Genomic DNA, 16,457 nt, shown 5'->3' with positions numbered 1-16,457 from the left:
ACGCGGACCGACTCAGCGCTGGCCGAACAGATGCTTGCGCGCCGCGTCGCCGAGCGGCTTGCCGGCGTTCGGGTTGACCTGCTGCTTCAGCGCATAGGCGCGCTGCGTGGCCGGGCGCGCGCCGATCGCGTCGTGCCAGCGCTTGAGGTGCGGGAACGCGGCGTAGTCGGGGGTGAGCCCGTTGTACACCTCGATCCACGGATAGCTGGCCATGTCGGCGATGCCGTACTCGGCGCCGGCCAGGTAGTCGCTGTGCGCCAGGCGCTTGTCGAGCACGCCGTGCAGGCGCCGCACCTCGGCGTTGTAGCGGTCGATCGCGTAGCCGATCTTCTCCGGCGCATAGACGTTGAAATGGCCCATCTGCCCGCTCATCGGGCCGAGCCCGGCCATCTGCCAGAACAGCCACTCCAGCGCGGCGATGCGCCCGCGCGGATCGGCCGGCAGGAAGCGCCCGGTCTTCTCGGCCAGGTACAGCAGGATCGCGCCGGACTCGAACACGCTCTGCGGCGCGCCGCCGTCGGCCGGCGCGTGGTCGACGATCGCCGGCATCTTGTTGTTCGGCGAGATCGCCAGGAACTCCGGCGCGAACTGCTCGCCGGCGCCGATGTTGACCGGCTTGATGGTGTAGTCCAGTCCGGCCTCCTCGAGCAGCAGGGTGACCTTGTGGCCGTTGGGCGTGGGCCAGTAGTACAGATCGATCATGGCGGCGGTCCTGGATTAAGGGGTGCCCAGTGTAGCCGCGCCCCTGCGCTTGGCAGCGTCCCGGCGGGCCGGTACCCTGCGCCCTTCCTGCAACGCAGCATTCCGACACGCACATGAGTCCTCCGCGCCCGCCGCCCCGCCTGAATCCGCTGTCCAGCCTGATCTTCGCCTCGCGCTGGCTGCAGCTGCCGCTGTACCTGGGGCTGATCGTGGCCCAGGGCGTGTACGTGTTCCTGTTCGGCAAGGAGCTGTGGCACCTGATCCACGAGGCGCCGAGCCTGGGCGAGCAGCAGATCATGCTGATCGTGCTCGGCCTGATCGACGTGGTGATGATCTCCAACCTGCTGGTGATGGTGATCGTCGGCGGCTACGAGACCTTCGTGTCGCGGCTGGGCCTGGAGGGCCATCCGGACCAGCCGGAGTGGCTGAGCCACGTCAACGCCAGCGTGTTGAAGGTGAAGCTGGCGCTGTCGATCATCGGCATCTCCTCGATCCACCTGCTCAAGACCTTCATCGCGGTCGGCGCGCTCGAGGGCATGCCGCTGTGTTCGCCGGAGCAGTTGGCCAGTGCTGCCACCGCCACCACCGTGGGCCTGAAGACCTGCGCCATGCTGACCGCGACCGGGGTGCTGTGGCAGACCATCATCCACGGCATCTTCATCCTGTCGGCGATCGGCATCGCCTGGACCGACCGGCTGATGGCCGCGCCGGCGCAACCGGCGCACTGACCTCGCGTGCGCGGGCTCGCGCTTTTCCGGCCGCCGCGCGGCCGTCAAGCACGCGGCGGAAGCGGATGCTAGATTGACGGACGGGGTGCGCTGGCAGCGGATGGGGGAGCCGTGCCGGCTGCGCGGGAGAGCCGCCGCTGCGTTATTTCATTGCCATCACCGGGAATTAGGGGGAAGCATGTTGCAAGTCACGACATTCGCGAAGGCGCGCCGGATGGCGCCGGTCCTGCTGCTCGCCGCATTGGCGGCGGCCTGTTCCAAACAGGAAGACGCCGCTCCGGCCGCCGCGCCGGCGGCGGCACCCGCGGCCACCGCGCCGGCCGCGCCGCCGGTCTCGGCCCAGGTGCAGTCGATGGGCACCGAGCAGTTGCATGAATCGGCCAGCCAGGCGCTGCGCGAGAACCGCATGTATGCGCCGGCCGGCAACAACGCAGTCGAGTACTACCTGGCGTTGCGCGACAAGCAGCCCGACGACGCCGGGGTCAAGAGCGCGCTGACCGACCTGATGCCGTACACGCTGATCGCCGCCGAGCAGAGCATCAACCGCGAAGACGTCCCGGAAGCGCAGCGGCTGGTCGCGCTGATCGAGAAGATCGACAGCCAGGCGCCGGCATTGCCGCGGCTGAAACTGGGCGTGAGCAACGGCGTGCAGTCCGCGGCGCGGCGCAGCCAGGAAGAGACCGCCAAGGTCAAGAAAGAGGCCGAGCAGAAGGCCAGGTTGTTGGCCGAGCAGCAGAACCAGGCGCAGCAGCAGGCCAGCGAGGCGCAGGCCGCGCAGCAGATCGCCGCGCAGCAGGAAGCCGCACGCCGCGAGACTGCGCGCCAGGACGCCGAGCGCCAGGCCGCCGCCGCGCGCCGCGCGCCGGCCGCTGCCCCGGCAGCGCCGCCCGCCGCCGCCGCATCACCGCCGGCCGCAACGCCAGCGCCCGCGGCCACGGCCACGGCCACGGCCGGCACGCAATCGCTGCGCGCGATCAGCACGCCGGCGCCGCGCTACCCGCCGGAAGCGCTGCGCTCGGGCACCGCCGGCGAAGTGCTGGTGGAGATCACCGTCGGCACCGACGGCTCGGTCACCAACGCCCGCGTGCTGCGCGCGACCCCGGCGCGGGTGTTCGACCGCGAAGCGCTGAACGCGACCAAGCGCTGGCGCTTCGAGCCAGTCGGCGCGCCGGTGACGACGCGGCGCACGCTGGCGTTCAATCCCGGCGGCTGAGAAAAAAAGGCCGGCTCCGCCGGGCTTTTTTGGGAATGGAGAATCGGGAATGGGAAATCGCAGGAGCGCTGCATCCGGTGCGGCATTCCCGCTTTTCCTATTCCCGATTCTCCATTCCCGTTTCTCGGCTCTCAATCACCCCGATATCGCCAAGCGCTCCTGCCGGTAGCGGCGCACCGCGGCCAGCCACAGCACCGCGGCCAGGCCGAAGCCGGCGGCCAGGTACACCGCCCAGATCTGCAGGTCGATCGGTTCGCGGCGGATGATCTTCAGCAGCATCTGGTTCTGCGCCAGGAACGGCACCGCGAACTGCCACAGGGTGGTCTTCAGCGGATACACCATCAGCGCGTAGCCGGGCAGCATCGGCAGCAGCATCAGCCAGGTCATGTGGCTCTGCGCCTCCTTCATGCTCTTGGCCGCCGCCGCCAGCACGGTCAGCAGCGAAGTGCCGATGAACAGCATCGGCAGCAGCACGAACAGCATCTGCAGCATCGCCACGAAACCGACGTTGAGCTGGCGGCCGACGCCGCTGGCGACCTGCGCGCTGAGCTTGAACGCGAGCAGGGTCAGCAGCAGCGAGGCCAGCCCGACCACGCAGGCGGCGGCGATCTTGCCGCTGACGATGGCCCCGCGCGAGGCCGGCGTGGCCAGCAGCGGCTCCAGCGATTGCCGCTCGCGTTCGCCGGCGGTGGCGTCCAGGATCAGGTAGGCGCCGCCGATGAACGAGGTGATGGTCAGCAGCACCGGCAGCAGCATCGCCAGCAGCGCGCCGCGCTTGGCCTCGGCGGTGGCCAGGTCCTGGGTGGCGATGTCCAGCGGCCGCGCCACCTGCGCGTCGATGCCGCGCGCGAGCAGGCGCAGGGCGCCCACCTGCTGGCTGTAGCCGCGCAACGCCGCCTCCACGCGGGTGCTCGGGATGTCCGCATCGCGGCGCGTGCTGTCTTTCACGATCTCCACCAGCGCCGGCCGGCCCTCGCGCCAGGCCTGCGCGTAGTCCTCGCCGATGCGCAGCGCCAGATCGATGTCCTGGCTGCGGATCGCCGCGGTCAGGTCCTTCGGCGGCGCGACCGCGTTCAGGCCCTGCGCGGCGAGGAACGCGACCAGGTTCGGGGCGCGCTCGCGGCCGATCACCGGGATGTCCAGCGGTTTGTCGATCTGGGTCCTGACCCGGCTCTCGGCCAGCGCGCCCATGCCCAGGATCAGCGCCGGGTACAGCAACGGGCCGAGCAGCAGGGCCAGCGCCAGGGTGCGGCGGTCGCGCGCGAGATCGCGCAATTCCTTGCGCATCACGGTGAAAACGGTTCGAAACAGGCTCATGCGTGCAGTCCCTCGTCGCTGCCGATCGCCTTGACGAAGGCGTCTTCCAGATTGTCTTCGCCGGTCAGGGCGCGCAGTTCGGCGGCCGTGCCGGCGGCCACCACCGTGCCCTTGGCGACGATGACGATGCGATCGCACAGCGCCGCCACCTCCTGCATGATGTGGCTGGAGAAGATCACGCAACGCCCTTCGGCGCGCAGCCCGCGCAGGAAGCCGCGCATCGCGCGGGTGGTCATCACGTCCAGGCCGTTGGTCGGTTCGTCGAGGATCACGTTGCGCGGATCGTGGACCAGGGCGCGCGCGATCGCGGTCTTGGTGCGCTGGCCCTGGCTGAAGCCCTCGGTCTGGCGGTCGAGGATGTCGTCCATGTCCAGCGCCGCCGACAGCAGCCGCGTGCGCTCGGCGATGCGCGCCGCCGACAGCCCGTGCAGTTCGCCGAAGTAGGCGATGTTCTCGCGCGCGGTCAACCGCTTGTACACCCCGCGCGCGTCCGGCAGCACGCCCAGCGCGCGGCGCACCGCCAGCGGATCGGCGCCGACATCGATGCCGTCCACGCGCACCTGGCCCTGGTCGGGCGCCATCAGCGTGTACAGCATGCGCAAGGTGGTGGTCTTGCCGGCGCCGTTGGGACCGAGCAGGCCGGTGATCTGGCCATCCGCCGCCTCGAAGCTGACGCCCTGCACCGCCTGCACGGTGCCGGCCTTGGTCTTGAACGCCTTGTGCAGATTGTCGGCGACGATCATGCGCGGTCCTCCCTGCGAAACGCTGCGCGGCTCATGGTTCCCATCCGTTGAATGAAGTGAAGGCGGGCACGCCGCTCATCGCGTCCAGGCAGTGCGCGTCCAGTCGCTTGGCGTCGGCGGTCTCGAAGAACTGGCCGAACAGCTTGGGCATGCAGCCCAGGGTCATGGTGCCGTGGCCCTGCCCGCGCACCACCAGGTGGCGGCCGTTGGGCAGGCCCTGCAGCACGCGCGCGGCATAGCGCGGCGGGGTTACCGGATCGAGCTCGCCGGAGGTCAGCAGCACCGGCAGGTTGGAGGTGAACGGCGCGGTGAAATCGGCCGGGCGCGTGCCGGTCGGCCACGACGGGCAGGCGGCGAAGAACATCTGCGCCACCTCCGGGCCGAGCAGCGTGTCGGCACTGGCGGCAGGCGCGTGGTAACGGTCGGCATCCTCGGCGCAGATCACCGACCATTGCATGCCGCGGTTCATCTGCCCGTCCAGTTGCTTGCCCATCAGTTGCGCCAGCGACGCCAACGGCGCATAGCGCCCGTGCGCGGCCTCGTCCAGCACCAACGGCAGCAGCGATGCGGTCTGCGGCGCATACGAGAACGAGAACGCCAGGCTGGTGACGGTATCGGCGGTCACCCGGTCGTGCTTGCTCTCGCCGCTGGCCGGGTCGCGGTAGTCCACCTCTGCCGGCGCCTGCCGCAGCCGCTCCACCACCGTGCGCAGCTGTGCGCGGGTGTCGGTGGGAAAGCGCTTGGCGCAGGCCGGGGTGGCCCGGCACTGCTCCGCTTGCAGCTTGATCGCATGCTCGAAGGTGGTGGCGAATTCGCCGCCGACCACCAGCTCGTTCGGCGCCACGCCGTCGAGCACCACGCTGCGGGTATGCGCCGCATAGCGCGCCGCGTACTGCTGGGCGACGCGGGTGCCGTAGGAACCGCCGATCAGGTTGAGCTTGTCCGCGCCGAGCGCAGCGCGCACGGCATCCAGGTCGGCGATGGCCTGGGTGGTGGTGTAGTCGCGCGGGTCGGCACGGCCCTGCAGCGATTGCGCGCAACGCCGCGCGTAGTCGAGCAGCTCATTGGCGGTGGGCGCGCGCGCCGGATCGGCCAGCGGCATTTCCTTGCCGTCCGCGCCCAGGCAGGTCAATGGATTGGATTGGCCGGTGCCGCGCTGGTCGATCAGGAACACATCGCGGCGCTTGCGGGTGTCGCGCAGCGCCAGATCGACGATGCTGGCCACCTCGGTGGCCGCCTGGCCGGGGCCGCCGGCGAGGAAGAACACCGGATCGGGCTCGCTGCTGCCCTGCCCGGCGACCGGCAGCCAGGCGATGTTGAGCGCGATCTTGCGTCCGCCGGGCGCCGCCGGATTCTCCGCCACCGGCATCCGCGTGCATTGCGCCTCGACGTTGTTGGGCGCGACCGGACTGGTCAGCGTGCAGGGGCGGAAGCGCAGCTGGCCGTAGCTGCGCTCGGCCTTCTGTGCTTGCGGCGTCTGCGCCGCCTGGCAGGCGGCGAGCAGCAGCGTCGCCGCGCCCACGGCGAGCAGTCTGCAGGGGTATCGCATGGTTCGCATCCTTGGAATGATGGCTTGCAGGATGCCATGCCGCGGCCCCGCGCCGGATGTGACCGAAGGCAGGGGACTCGGGACTCGGCTTCCCGAGCCTCACTTGCTGCTGACGTACTTCTCGCGGCGGATCTGCTGCACCGGCAGGCCGGCCTGCTTCAGCGCATCGAAGCAGGCATCGACCATGTTCGGATTGCCGCACAGATAGGCGATGTCGCCGTCCGCCTGCGGCGCGAACTCGCCCAGGAACTGCTGCACGTAGCCGTGGCGCACGTCGGCATGCGGCGCGGCGGGCAGCTCGCGCGAGAAGCACGGCACGAAGCGGAAGCGCGGATGCGCGTCGGCGAAGGCGCCGAACTCGTCGCCGTACAGCAGCTCGGCCGGCGTGCGCGCGCCCAGCAGCAGCAGCACGTCCGCGCCACGCTCGGCCATCGCCGCTTCCAGCAGCGGCAGCATCGAACGGTACGGGGTGACGCCGGTGCCGGTGGCGATCAGCAGATAGCGGCGGTTGCGGTCGCCCTGGTTCAGGCAGAAGCGGCCGTACGGACCGCTGGCGCAGACCTGCCCGCCGATCTCCAGGCCTTCGAACAGCGCCGTGGCCGCGCCGCCGGCGACGAAGCTGACCGCGATCTCCACGGTCGCATCGGCCGGCTGCGCCGGGTCGTGGCGGGTGGCTAGCGAATAGCTGCGCTTGGTCGCGGTGCCGTCGGCGTAGTGGAAATGCACCTGCACGAACTGGCCGGGCACGAACGGCAGCGGCTGGCCGTCGTCGCGGACGAAGCGGTAGTGGCCGATGGCCGGGGCCAGCATGCGGCGGTCGACCAGTTTCAGCGGAAATTGGGCAGGCACGAAGATACAACAGTCTATGGCCGGGGCCGGGCCCGCGAGGTCTTCTATAATAGCGGCTGCATTTCTTCAGCGCCGTCAACAGGGCGCGAAAGGTCCGCCTTGAATCCCGCTTCCCCGCTCCCCTCCTCCGCGCCGGTGCCCGCGCTGCGCGTGCGCGAGCTGCGCAAGACCTACGACAACGGCGTGCAGGCGCTGCACGGCGTGTCGCTGGACGTGCTGCCCGGCGATTTCTTCGCCCTGCTCGGCCCCAACGGCGCCGGCAAGTCCACCCTGATCGGCATCATCAGCTCGCTGGTCAACCTCAGCGCCGGCCAGGTCGAGGTGTTCGGCACCGACCTGGCCACCCAGCGCAGCGCGGCGATGCGCCTGCTCGGCCTGGTCCCGCAGGAGATCAACTTCAACCTGTTCGAGAAGCCCTTCGACATCCTGGTCAACTACGCCGGTTTCTACGGCCTGCCGCGCGCGCAGGCCGAACAGCGGGCCGAAGTGGAACTCAAGCGCGCGCACCTGTGGGAGAAGGCGCAGGCGATGAGCCGCACCCTGTCCGGCGGCATGAAGCGGCGGCTGATGATCGCCCGCGCGATGATGACCCAGCCGCGCCTGCTGATCCTGGACGAACCCACCGCCGGCGTGGACATCGAGATCCGCCGCGACATGTGGCGCATGCTGCGCGAGATCAACGCCGCCGGCACCACCATCATCCTGACCACGCACTACCTGGAGGAGGCCGAGAGCCTGTGCCGCAACCTGGCGATCATCGACCGCGGCCGCATCGTCGAGCAGGGCCCGATGCGCGAGCTGCTGGCCAAGCTCGACGTGGAAGGCTTCCTGCTCGACATCGACGGCGCACTGCCGGCGCAGCTGCCGGCGATCGAGGGCACCACCTTGCTGGCGCAGGACGCGCACACGCTGGACCTGGACATGCCGCGGGCCATGGACCTCAACCGCGTGTTCGCCGCGCTCGGCGCCGCCGGCATCCGCGTGCGCTCGATGCGCACCAAGAGCAACCGCCTGGAGGAACTGTTCGTGCGCCTGACCGGAGACCACCGGGACGGCCAGCCCGCGGCTGCCGCAAATGGCCCGGTTGCGGCGGATGCTCCTTCGCCGACGCCCCCGCCTGCCGCCGCCTGATCCCTCTTTCGCTGGACGCCAATGAACACGACAACCAAGCAACAGCTGCTCCCCCCCGAGGCCACGCCGGCCCAGCGCAACTGGGTCGCGCTGCTCACCGTGGTGCGCCGCGAGGTCAAGCGCATCCTGCGCATCTGGGGCCAGACCCTGGTGCCGCCGGCGATCACCATGACCCTGTACTTCCTGATCTTCGGCGGGCTGATCGGCTCGCGCGTGGGCGCCATGGGCGGCTACAGCTACATGCAGTTCATCGTCCCCGGCCTAGTGATGATGAGCGTGATCCAGAACAGCTACGGCAACATCAGCTCCAGCTTCTTCGGCGCCAAGTTCGGCCGCCACGTCGAGGAACTGCTGGTCAGCCCGGTGCCGAACTGGGTGATCCTGTGGGGCTACGTGGCCGGCGCGGTACTGCGCGGGCTGATGGTCGGCGTGCTGGTGCTGATCATCGCCATGTTCTTCACCCCGGTACTCATCCCGCACCCGTTGGTGACGCTGACCACGGTCCTGCTGGGCGCGACGATCTTCTCGCTGGCCGGCTTCATCAACGCCGTGTACGCGAAGAAGTTCGACGACGTGGCGATCGTGCCGACCTTCATCCTGACCCCGCTGACCTACCTGGGCGGCGTGTTCTATTCGGTGAAGCTGCTGCCCGGCTGGGCCGAGGCCGCGACCCACGCCAACCCGATCTTCTACATGGTCAACGCCTTCCGCTACGGCCTGCTCGGCAGCAGCGACGTGCCGGTCTGGGTGGCCTACGCGCTGATGCTGGGCTTCGTCGCGGTGCTCAGCGCGCTGGCGCTGTGGCTGCTCAAGCGTGGCGTGGGGCTGCGCAGCTGAGCCATGCGCCGCGCCGCCGGCCAGGATCCAGCCACGCCAACCGCCGAGACGCGGTAAGGACTAGTTCCACCTGCCGACCGATTCGCACCACCACCAGAAGGCACAAAAGATGCGCATCCTGATCCTCGGCGCCGGCGCGACTGGCGGCTACTTTGGCGGACGCCTGGCCCAGGCCGGCGTCGATGTCACGTTTCTGGTCCGCCCGGCGCGGGCCGAGCGCCTGCGGCGCGACGGACTGCGCATCCGCAGTCCGCGCGGCGATGCCGACATCGCGGTGGCCACGCTGACCGCGGACGCGCTGCCGGCCACGGCCGCTGCGCGGCCGTTCGACCTGGCGATCCTCAGCTGCAAGGCTTACGACCTGGACAGCGCGCTGGATGCGCTGGCGCCAGCCATGGATCTCGGCACCACGTTGCTGCCGATCCTCAACGGCTTGCGCCACTACCCCGTGCTGGATGCACGCTGCGGCGCCGACCACGTGCTCGGCGGACTGTGCTTCATCAGCGCGACGCTGGACGCGGACGCTACGATCCGGCACCTGGGCAAACCGGCCTCGCTGACCTTCGGCGAACGCGACGGGCGCGGCGCCGACAGCGCACGTCTGCGCGCGCTCGCTGGCGCCTGCGCGCTGGCCGGCATCGACCATGTCGTCGCGCCGCGGATCGCGCAGGAACAGTGGATCAAGTACGCCTTCCTGACCGCGTTGGCTGCGGCCACCTGCCTGATGCGCGCAGCGGTGGGGCGCATCGTCGCCAGCGACGACGGCGTGGCGCTGCTGCGCGGGCTATACGCCGAATGCACGGCGGCCGCCGCCGCCGCGGGCGAACCGGTACCCGAGGCGGCGCAGGCCAGTGCGCTGCAGCTGCTGACCCAGCCCGGCTCGCCGATGAAGGCGTCGATGCTGCGCGACCTGGAAGCCGGACAGCAGGTGGAAGCGCAGCAGATCGTCGGCGACATGCTGGCGCGCGCCCGCGCCGCCGGCCATGCCGCGCCATGGCTGATGGCCGCTTACTGCCACCTGCAGGCCTACCAGGGCGGACGAACGGAACGGTGAAAGCCGTGCCGGGGTGGCGACGCTCCTTCAGCAGCGGAGCGATTTGCCAAAGCGTCGGGGCTCAAGCCTCTCCGCCAGTTGCCCCCAGCCAGCTTGCCGACCCGCTCTTGTCGGAGCGGCTCCGGGTGGCCTCGGGCCATCAGTGGCGACGAGCGACGTCGGCAGTCGAGCGGTGCCGGTCTGGGCCGATGGCTCGAGGCCACCCGGTACCGAATCCACAGACGTTCCCGGCAGCAATGCGGCGCTGTGCAGCAGCCCTCCCGGCGCGATCGGGCCGGAAGGCCGCCGGCCACGCCTCAGGTCTCGGCCTTGCTCAGCTTCAGCGCTGCTTCCAACAGCAGGAACAGGCGCCGCACTTCGGCGCTCATCAGCGCGAAGCGGGCGTCCAGTTCGGCGCGCACGCCGTCCTGGTCGGCGTTCTCCAGCTGGTCCAGGGCGCCGTCGAGGAACTTCAGCTTGCGGATGACCAGGTCGTCGCCGAGCACGAAGGAGACGTGGTCGTCCAGGATCAGCGCCAGCTTGGTGACCTGCTTGCCGGCTTCCAGGTGCTTGTCGATCTCGTCGCAGCGCAGTTCCTGGTGCTGGCACTTGACCACCGCACCGCCTTCGATCGGATCCTTCATCTCGCACTCCTCGCCCAGGCTCAGGCCGTCGGGCAGGGGCTCGCCGGCGATCCAGCCGGTCAGGATCGAGCGCGGCGCCACTTCCGCGTTCAGCGGCAGCGCCGGGAAGCTGCCCAGCGCGCCGCGGATCTCGGACATCACGTTCTCGCCGCTCTTGCGGCTGGAGCTGTCCACCGCGACGTAGCCATGCTGCAGGTCGAGCATCGCGTCGGTGCGCGAGGACTTGACGAAGGCGCGCGGCAGCAATTCGTGGATCAGGTCGTCCTTGAGCCGCTTGCGCGCCTTGCCGCCGGGCCGGCGCCCTTCCTTCTCCTCGATCTCGGCGACCTTGCGCTCGAGCAGGTCGTTGACCACCGAGCCGGGCAGGATCTTGTCCTCACCGCCGACGGTCAGCCACAGGAACTCGGCGAGGCGGTGCGACAGCACGTCGCGCTCGTCGCGGCCGAACGGGGAGATGAAGCCGCGCGAGCTCATTTCCAGCGGGCCGACCGGCTTGAGCTGGACCTCCGGCAGGCGCTTGTCGATCTCGGAGACGTCGAGGCTGGTGGGGAAGCGGAACAGGGTCAGGTTGCGAAAGAACATCGAGCATCCAGCAGAAGGAAAACGGAACGGCCCGGCGCCGTGCGCAGGGTGGGCGGCGGGCATTGTCGCATCGCTCCCGCCCGGATACCGCAACGCGCGGTTCAGCGGCGCGCGTGCAGCGCCGGCAGCGGCCTCACGCGTCGGCGGCGTCGAGCGGCCAGGCCGTGGCCGGCGCGGTGTCGGCGGCGCCGAGGGTGCGGAAATCGAACAGCGCCGGGTCGGCCAACTGCGCCGGCCGTACATTGCCCATGGCGCGCGCGATCTGCTCGATGCGGCCGGGATGCTCGCGGTCCCATTGCTGCAGCATCAGCCCGACCTGGCGCCGCTGCAGGTTGTCCTGGCTGCCGCACAGCGTGCACGGGATCAGCGGGAAGCCGCGCGCCTGCGCGTAGTCGGCGATGTCGGCTTCGCGCACGTAGGCCAGCGGCCGGATCACCACGTGGCGGCCGTCGTCGCTGCGCAGCTTCGGCGCCATCGCCGCGAGCTTGGCATGGAAGAACAGGTTCATGAAGAAGGTGGCGACGAGGTCGTCGCGGTGGTGGCCCAGCGCGATCTTGTTGATCCCGTTCTCGGCGGCATAGCGGTACAGCGCGCCGCGGCGCAGCCGCGCGCACAGCGAACACATGGTCTTGCCTTCGGGCACCACGCGGCTGACCACCGAATAGGTGTCCTGCTCGATCACGTGCCAGGCCACGCCGAGCGCGCGCAGGTAGTCGGGCAGCACCTGCGCGGGGAAGCCGGGCTGCTTCTGGTCCAGGTTCACCGCGACCAGCTCGAACGGCACCGGCGCCTTGCGCTGCAGCTGCAACAGGATGTCCAGCAGGGTGTAGCTGTCCTTGCCGCCGGACAGGCACACCATGACCTTGTCGCCGGCCTCGATCATGCCGAAATCGGCGATCGCCTGGCCGACCTGCCGGCACAGGCGCTTGCCCAGCGCCGACGGCGTGCGCCGCGCGCGCGGGGCGGGATCGGCGAGGCGTTGCGGCAGGGGCAGGGGCGCGGAGGTCATCGGCGCGCATTGTAGTCGGCATGACCCGAGGGCGCGGTGCACGGACGCGGATGCGGTACGCACGCGAGATCGCGGCGCGGTGCACATTTGTGGGAGCGACTTCAGTCGCGACGAGCGTTCCTGGCAAGGCCCGTCGCGACTGAAGTCCCCACAGGAGGGGCGCGCCAGCCGCGGTGCTGCTGCAGTCGCGGCGAGAACGCACGTCGTGCATCCCTCTGCTCCATTGCTTGCGTAGTCGGCTCCCATACTTCCGGCCCACCCCCCGCCGCGCCCGGGGTGCGATCATCGGATCTCGTTCCCATTGCCTGTTTCCCCCATGCCGATCGCCAAGACCCCGCTGGCCGCGTCCCTGTTGCTCGCGCTCGCACTCTCCACGCCGGCGCTGGCCGCAGCGCCTGCCGTACCGCCGCCTGCAGCGGCCGCCTCCGCTACCGATGCCCGCTTCCAGGCCATCTACGAGAAGGAATGGGCATGGCGGCAGGCGCAGGTCGGGCAGGCCGACGAGGACAGCGACAGCAGCGGCGACAACCCGCAGCTGCCCGACGTCGGCGCGGCGGCGCAGGCCGCGCGGCTGCAGGTGTGGCAGGACGTGCTGCGCCAGCTGGATGCGCTCGACCCGGCGCAGCTGTCGGCCGACAACCAAGTCAACCTGGCGGTGTACCGCCCGCAGATCGAGAACCTCGCCGCCGCGGTGCGCCTGCGCGCCTACGAGATGCCGTTCAATTCCGACAGCTCGTTCTGGTCGGACCTGGGCTTCATGGCGCGGCGCACGCTGCGCACACCGGCCGAGTATCGCGCCTACATCGCGCGGCTCAACGACGTGCCGCGCTACTTCGCGCAGCAGACCGACAACATGCGCGCCGGGCTCAAGCGCGGTTTCAGCGTGCCGCGCGCGGTGCTGGAAGGCCGCGACGGCTCGATCGCCGGGGTCGCCGAACTGAAGGACCCCGCCGCCGCCGCGCTGTACGCGCCGTTCAAGCAGCTGCCGGCGCAGATCCCGGCCGCCGAGCAGCAGGCCTTGCGCGAACAGGCGCAGGCGGCGATCCGCGACAAGGTGATCCCGGCCTATGCGCAGCTGCTGACCTTCTACCGCCAGGAATACGTGCCGCAGGCGCGCACCACGCTGGCCGCCGAGGCGCTGCCCGACGGAAAAGCCTATTACCAGCAGCAGATCCGCGAATACACCACGCTGGAAATGCGCCCCGAGCAGATCCACCAGCTGGGCCTGCAGGAAGTGGCGCGGATCCAGAAGGAGATGGACGCGATCATCCGCCAGGTCGGCTTCAAGCCGCCGGCCGGGCAGCAGACCTTCCCGGCGTTCCTGCAGTTCCTGCGCACCGATCCGCAGTTCTACGTCAAGACGCCGCAGGAACTGCTCGATCGCGCCGCGTGGATCGCCAAGCGCGTGGATGGCGAAGTCGGCAAGTTCATCGGCACGCTGCCGCGCGGACGCTTCACCATCGTGCCGGTGCCGCCGGAGATCGCGCCGTTCTGGACCGCCGGCCGCGGCGGCGTGGGCACCTACTGGCTCAACACCTACAACCTGCCGTCGCGGCCGCTGTACAACCTGCCGGCGCTGACCCTGCACGAATCCTCGCCAGGCCACTCGCTGCAAGGCGCGCTGGCCGAAGAGCAGGGCGCGCAGCCGGCGTTCCGCCGCGAGAACTACATCTCCGCCTACGGCGAGGGCTGGGCGCTGTACACCGAGAAGCTGGGCAAGGAGATGGGCATCTACGAAACCCCGTACGAGGATTTCGGCCGGCTCAGCTACGAGATGTGGCGCGCCTGCCGGCTGGTGATCGACACCGGCGTGCACCACAAGGGCTGGAGCCGCGCGCAGGCGCTGGCCTATCTGCGCGAACACACCGCGCTCAGCGAGCACGAGGTCACCACCGAGGTCGATCGCTACATCTCCTGGCCGGGGCAGGCGCTGAGCTACAAGCTCGGCGAGATCGCCATCGTCAAGCTGCGCGCCGAGGCCGAACACGAACTGGGCGCGGACTTCGACATCAAGGCCTTCCACGACGCGGTGCTGAAGCAGGGCTCGGTACCGCTGCCGGTGCTGCAGCAGCAGGTCCGCGCGTTCATCGCCGAGAGCAAGCAGCGGCACCAGCCCGCCTCCCAGAAGCCCAGCGCACCTCAATAACTGCCACGCCCGTGCTCTTCCTTCTCCCACCGGGAGAAGGTGGCGCGCAGCGCCGGATGAGGGTACGACCGCCAGCGCGGCATGAGGATGCAAAGGCACCGCGCCAGACGAGGGCACGACCGCCCGCGCCGCACGAAGGCGCAACCGCTTCCGCTCGATCCGCGCGCCTCTCATCCGCCCCCTGCGATTGTGTAACCCCGCCCGCATCGCTAGGCTGGCGCCATGTCCATCCGCCGTGCCCGCCTGCTGCACCCGTTACTGCGCCTGATCGCGCTGGCGGTGCTGGCGCTGGGCGTGCTGGTGGCGCCGGTGGCCTGCGCGCTGGGCGACGTGCATGCGCTGGCGCACGGCCAGGCGCACGTGGACGAAGACGCCCCGCATCGTGGCGACGGTGATGGCGCCGGCGAGCGCGATGGCGCCAGCCTGATGCATGCGCTGATGCACAGCGGCTACTGCCATGGGCAGAGCCCGGCGCTGTTGTCGTCGCTGGCCTGGCAAGGAGTGCCGTTGAAGGCACTGCTGCGTCCGGCAGCCGTGCACCAGGACTACCGCTCGCACCTGCTGGAAACCCCGCTGCGGCCTCCGATCGCGGCTTGATGCACCGCCGGCGCCTGCCGGCCCGTCCATCGATCCCCGACTCCGGAGAAGTCCCATGTGGTTGCGACTGGCGGCTGTTGCCGCCTTCGCGGCCGCGCCCTGCGCGTGGGCGCAGGCCGTGCCGCCCGATGCTGTGCTCACCCTGGACGACGCCTTCGCCCGCGTCGCCCGGACCCATCCCGACCTGCGCCTGGCCGACGGCCAGCGCCGCGTGCTCGCCGCCGAGGCCGAGCGCGAGGCGCTGCGTCCGCCGCTGCGGCTGGGCGCCGAACTGGAGAACGCCTTCGGCAGCGGCGCCGCGCGCGGCCTGGACCAGGCCGAACTGACCGTCAGCCTGGCCGGCGTGCTCGAGCGCGGCGGCAAGCTCGACGCGCGCCGCACCCTGGCCCAGGCGCGCATCGATGCGCTGGCGCCGCAGCGCGAACTGGCGCGGCTGGACCTGCTCGCCGAGGTCGCGCGCCGCTACCTGGCGATTGCCGCCGCCGCGCAGCGCCAGGCCATCGCCGCCGCCGACCTGGCGCAGCGCCAGCGCACCGTCGCCGCGGCGCGGCAGCGGCTGCAGGCCGGCGCCTCGCCCGAATCGGTGCTGCTGACCGCGCAGGCGCTGCAGGCGCGTGCGGAACTGGAGCGCGACCGCGCGCAACAGGAGCACGATGCCGCGCGCCGCCACCTGTCGGTGCTGTGGGGCGAACGCGATCCGGGTTTCGCGCGCGTGGCCGGCGATCCGCTGGCGCTGCCGGCGGTGCCGGACTTCGCCGCGTTGGCCGACTTGCTCGACGCCACCCCGGAACTGGCGCGCTTCGCCGGCGAGGCGCGCGTGCGCGAGGCGCGGCTGCGCCTGGCGCGCAGCCAGGCGCGGCCGGATCTGGACTGGCAGTTCGGCGTACGCCGGCTGCAGGATGGCGACGCCACCGCCCTGGTCGCCGGGGTATCGCTGCCGTTGGGCAGCGCGGCGCGCGCGCTGCCGGAGATCCGCGCCGCCGAGGCCGAGCGCGAGCTGCTCGGCGTGGAGCGCGAGGCACAGGCGCTGGCGCTGTATTCCACGCTCGCCGACGCGCACGGCCGCTACCGCGCCGCACGGCTGGAAGTGGCGCGCCTGCGCGAGGACGTGCTGCCGAAACTGGCGCGCGCCGAGGCCGCCGCCGAGCGCGCCTACCGCGGCGGCGCGATCAGCTATCTGGAGTGGGCGCAGCTGCAGGCGCAGCACGGCGATGCGCGGCGGCAGCAACTCGCCGCCGCGCTCGAGGCGCAGACCGCGCTGATCGAGATCCAGCGCCTGACCGGGCAGCCGTTGGTGATCGCGCGCGCGGCGGAGGCGCCGCGATGAGCCGTTCGCCGCTGTCGCCTGCAATGCCGCCGCGCGCGCCGCGCCACGCC

Annotated in this window: 15 protein-coding genes; 8 read left to right on the top strand and 7 right to left on the bottom strand. The window is 70.6% G+C overall.

Annotated features, from left to right (window positions below; all coding sequences use genetic code 11):
- Positions 1–12: 12 nt before the first annotated feature.
- Complete coding sequence (locus FZ025_RS10835) at positions 13–702, bottom strand: glutathione binding-like protein (protein WP_104558458.1); 690 nt, start codon at positions 700–702, stop codon at positions 13–15.
- Between the two features lie 113 nt (positions 703–815).
- On the opposite strand from FZ025_RS10835, the gene FZ025_RS10830 reads away from it, so the two are divergent.
- Together FZ025_RS10830 and FZ025_RS10825 are read left to right on the top strand one after the other, a co-directional pair.
- Positions 816–1,430: a TIGR00645 family protein gene (locus FZ025_RS10830; protein ID WP_104558459.1), complete on the top strand. Its 615-nt coding sequence runs from the start codon at positions 816–818 to the stop codon at positions 1,428–1,430.
- Between the two features lie 178 nt (positions 1,431–1,608).
- A complete protein-coding gene (locus tag FZ025_RS10825; RefSeq protein WP_104558460.1) occupies positions 1,609–2,643 on the top strand; it encodes an energy transducer TonB in 1,035 nt (344 codons plus the stop codon).
- 135 nt (positions 2,644–2,778) lie between these two features.
- On the opposite strand, the gene FZ025_RS10820 is transcribed toward FZ025_RS10825, so the two are convergent.
- The 4 genes from FZ025_RS10820 to FZ025_RS10805 form a co-directional block, all read right to left on the bottom strand.
- On the bottom strand, positions 2,779–3,960 hold the full coding sequence (locus tag FZ025_RS10820; RefSeq protein ID WP_046979647.1) for an ABC transporter permease: 1,182 nt from the start codon (positions 3,958–3,960) through the stop codon (positions 2,779–2,781).
- Entirely contained in the window at positions 3,957–4,703 is a 747-nt protein-coding gene (locus FZ025_RS10815) for an ABC transporter ATP-binding protein (protein WP_046979648.1), read from the bottom strand. Before FZ025_RS10815 ends, FZ025_RS10820 begins: the two co-directional genes overlap by 4 nt.
- 31 nt (positions 4,704–4,734) lie before the next feature.
- Positions 4,735–6,252: an alpha/beta hydrolase gene (locus FZ025_RS10810; protein WP_046979649.1), complete on the bottom strand. Its 1,518-nt coding sequence runs from the start codon at positions 6,250–6,252 to the stop codon at positions 4,735–4,737.
- 99 nt (positions 6,253–6,351) lie between these two features.
- Positions 6,352–7,152, bottom strand: a complete 801-nt coding sequence (locus FZ025_RS10805; protein WP_386269817.1) for an FAD-binding oxidoreductase — start codon at positions 7,150–7,152, stop codon at positions 6,352–6,354.
- 48 nt (positions 7,153–7,200) lie between these two features.
- Between FZ025_RS10805 and FZ025_RS10800 the strand changes: the two genes are divergently transcribed.
- The 3 genes from FZ025_RS10800 to panE all read left to right on the top strand — a co-directional run bounded on the left by FZ025_RS10800 (position 7,201) and on the right by panE (position 10,123).
- Complete coding sequence (locus FZ025_RS10800) at positions 7,201–8,232, top strand: ABC transporter ATP-binding protein (RefSeq protein WP_249027493.1); 1,032 nt, start codon at positions 7,201–7,203, stop codon at positions 8,230–8,232.
- A gap of 21 nt (positions 8,233–8,253) precedes the next feature.
- On the top strand, positions 8,254–9,069 hold the full coding sequence (locus tag FZ025_RS10795) for an ABC transporter permease (protein WP_046979650.1): 816 nt from the start codon (positions 8,254–8,256) through the stop codon (positions 9,067–9,069).
- Positions 9,070–9,178: 109 nt separating this feature from the next.
- Positions 9,179–10,123, top strand: coding sequence for a 2-dehydropantoate 2-reductase (panE, locus tag FZ025_RS10790; protein ID WP_046979651.1), 945 nt, complete (start codon positions 9,179–9,181; stop codon positions 10,121–10,123).
- A gap of 296 nt (positions 10,124–10,419) precedes the next feature.
- On the opposite strand, the gene FZ025_RS10785 is transcribed toward panE, so the two are convergent.
- Together FZ025_RS10785 and ttcA are read right to left on the bottom strand one after the other, a co-directional pair.
- Positions 10,420–11,328, bottom strand: a complete 909-nt coding sequence (locus FZ025_RS10785; protein WP_046979652.1) for a recombination-associated protein RdgC — start codon at positions 11,326–11,328, stop codon at positions 10,420–10,422.
- A gap of 133 nt (positions 11,329–11,461) precedes the next feature.
- Complete coding sequence (gene ttcA / locus FZ025_RS10780) at positions 11,462–12,337, bottom strand: tRNA 2-thiocytidine(32) synthetase TtcA (RefSeq protein ID WP_046979653.1); 876 nt, start codon at positions 12,335–12,337, stop codon at positions 11,462–11,464.
- Positions 12,338–12,653: 316 nt separating this feature from the next.
- On the opposite strand from ttcA, the gene FZ025_RS10775 reads away from it, so the two are divergent.
- The 3 genes from FZ025_RS10775 (at position 12,654) to FZ025_RS10765 (ending at position 16,407) form a co-directional block, all read left to right on the top strand.
- Positions 12,654–14,483 (top strand): DUF885 domain-containing protein, encoded by a 1,830-nt coding sequence (locus tag FZ025_RS10775; protein WP_046979654.1) that lies wholly within the window; start codon positions 12,654–12,656, stop codon positions 14,481–14,483.
- Positions 14,484–14,705: 222 nt separating this feature from the next.
- Positions 14,706–15,080 carry a hypothetical protein gene (locus FZ025_RS10770; RefSeq protein ID WP_046979655.1) on the top strand — a complete coding sequence of 125 codons (375 nt, stop codon included), beginning with the start codon at positions 14,706–14,708 and terminating at the stop codon, positions 15,078–15,080.
- A 55-nt stretch (positions 15,081–15,135) separates the two neighbouring features.
- Positions 15,136–16,407, top strand: a complete 1,272-nt coding sequence (locus FZ025_RS10765; RefSeq protein WP_046979656.1) for a TolC family protein — start codon at positions 15,136–15,138, stop codon at positions 16,405–16,407.
- Positions 16,408–16,457: the final 50 nt, after the last annotated feature.

It is taken from the genome of Xanthomonas hyacinthi, from assembly GCF_009769165.1.
GTDB lineage: Bacteria > Pseudomonadota > Gammaproteobacteria > Xanthomonadales > Xanthomonadaceae > Xanthomonas_A > Xanthomonas_A hyacinthi.
The sequence above is the reverse complement of the archived record's forward strand: the minus strand, read 5'-3'. Positions and strand labels throughout refer to the sequence as shown.

Coding starts and splice junctions, on each gene's coding strand:
- FZ025_RS10835 (WP_104558458.1), bottom strand. CDS start 702: ATGATCGATCTGTACTACTGGCCCACGCCCAACGGCCACAAGGTCACC.
- FZ025_RS10830 (WP_104558459.1), top strand. CDS start 816: ATGAGTCCTCCGCGCCCGCCGCCCCGCCTGAATCCGCTGTCCAGCCTG.
- FZ025_RS10825 (WP_104558460.1), top strand. CDS start 1,609: ATGTTGCAAGTCACGACATTCGCGAAGGCGCGCCGGATGGCGCCGGTC.
- FZ025_RS10820 (WP_046979647.1), bottom strand. CDS start 3,960: ATGAGCCTGTTTCGAACCGTTTTCACCGTGATGCGCAAGGAATTGCGC.
- FZ025_RS10815 (WP_046979648.1), bottom strand. CDS start 4,703: ATGATCGTCGCCGACAATCTGCACAAGGCGTTCAAGACCAAGGCCGGC.
- FZ025_RS10810 (WP_046979649.1), bottom strand. CDS start 6,252: ATGCGATACCCCTGCAGACTGCTCGCCGTGGGCGCGGCGACGCTGCTG.
- FZ025_RS10795 (WP_046979650.1), top strand. CDS start 8,254: ATGAACACGACAACCAAGCAACAGCTGCTCCCCCCCGAGGCCACGCCG.
- panE (WP_046979651.1), top strand. CDS start 9,179: ATGCGCATCCTGATCCTCGGCGCCGGCGCGACTGGCGGCTACTTTGGC.
- FZ025_RS10785 (WP_046979652.1), bottom strand. CDS start 11,328: ATGTTCTTTCGCAACCTGACCCTGTTCCGCTTCCCCACCAGCCTCGAC.
- ttcA (WP_046979653.1), bottom strand. CDS start 12,337: ATGACCTCCGCGCCCCTGCCCCTGCCGCAACGCCTCGCCGATCCCGCC.
- FZ025_RS10775 (WP_046979654.1), top strand. CDS start 12,654: ATGCCGATCGCCAAGACCCCGCTGGCCGCGTCCCTGTTGCTCGCGCTC.
- FZ025_RS10770 (WP_046979655.1), top strand. CDS start 14,706: ATGTCCATCCGCCGTGCCCGCCTGCTGCACCCGTTACTGCGCCTGATC.
- FZ025_RS10765 (WP_046979656.1), top strand. CDS start 15,136: ATGTGGTTGCGACTGGCGGCTGTTGCCGCCTTCGCGGCCGCGCCCTGC.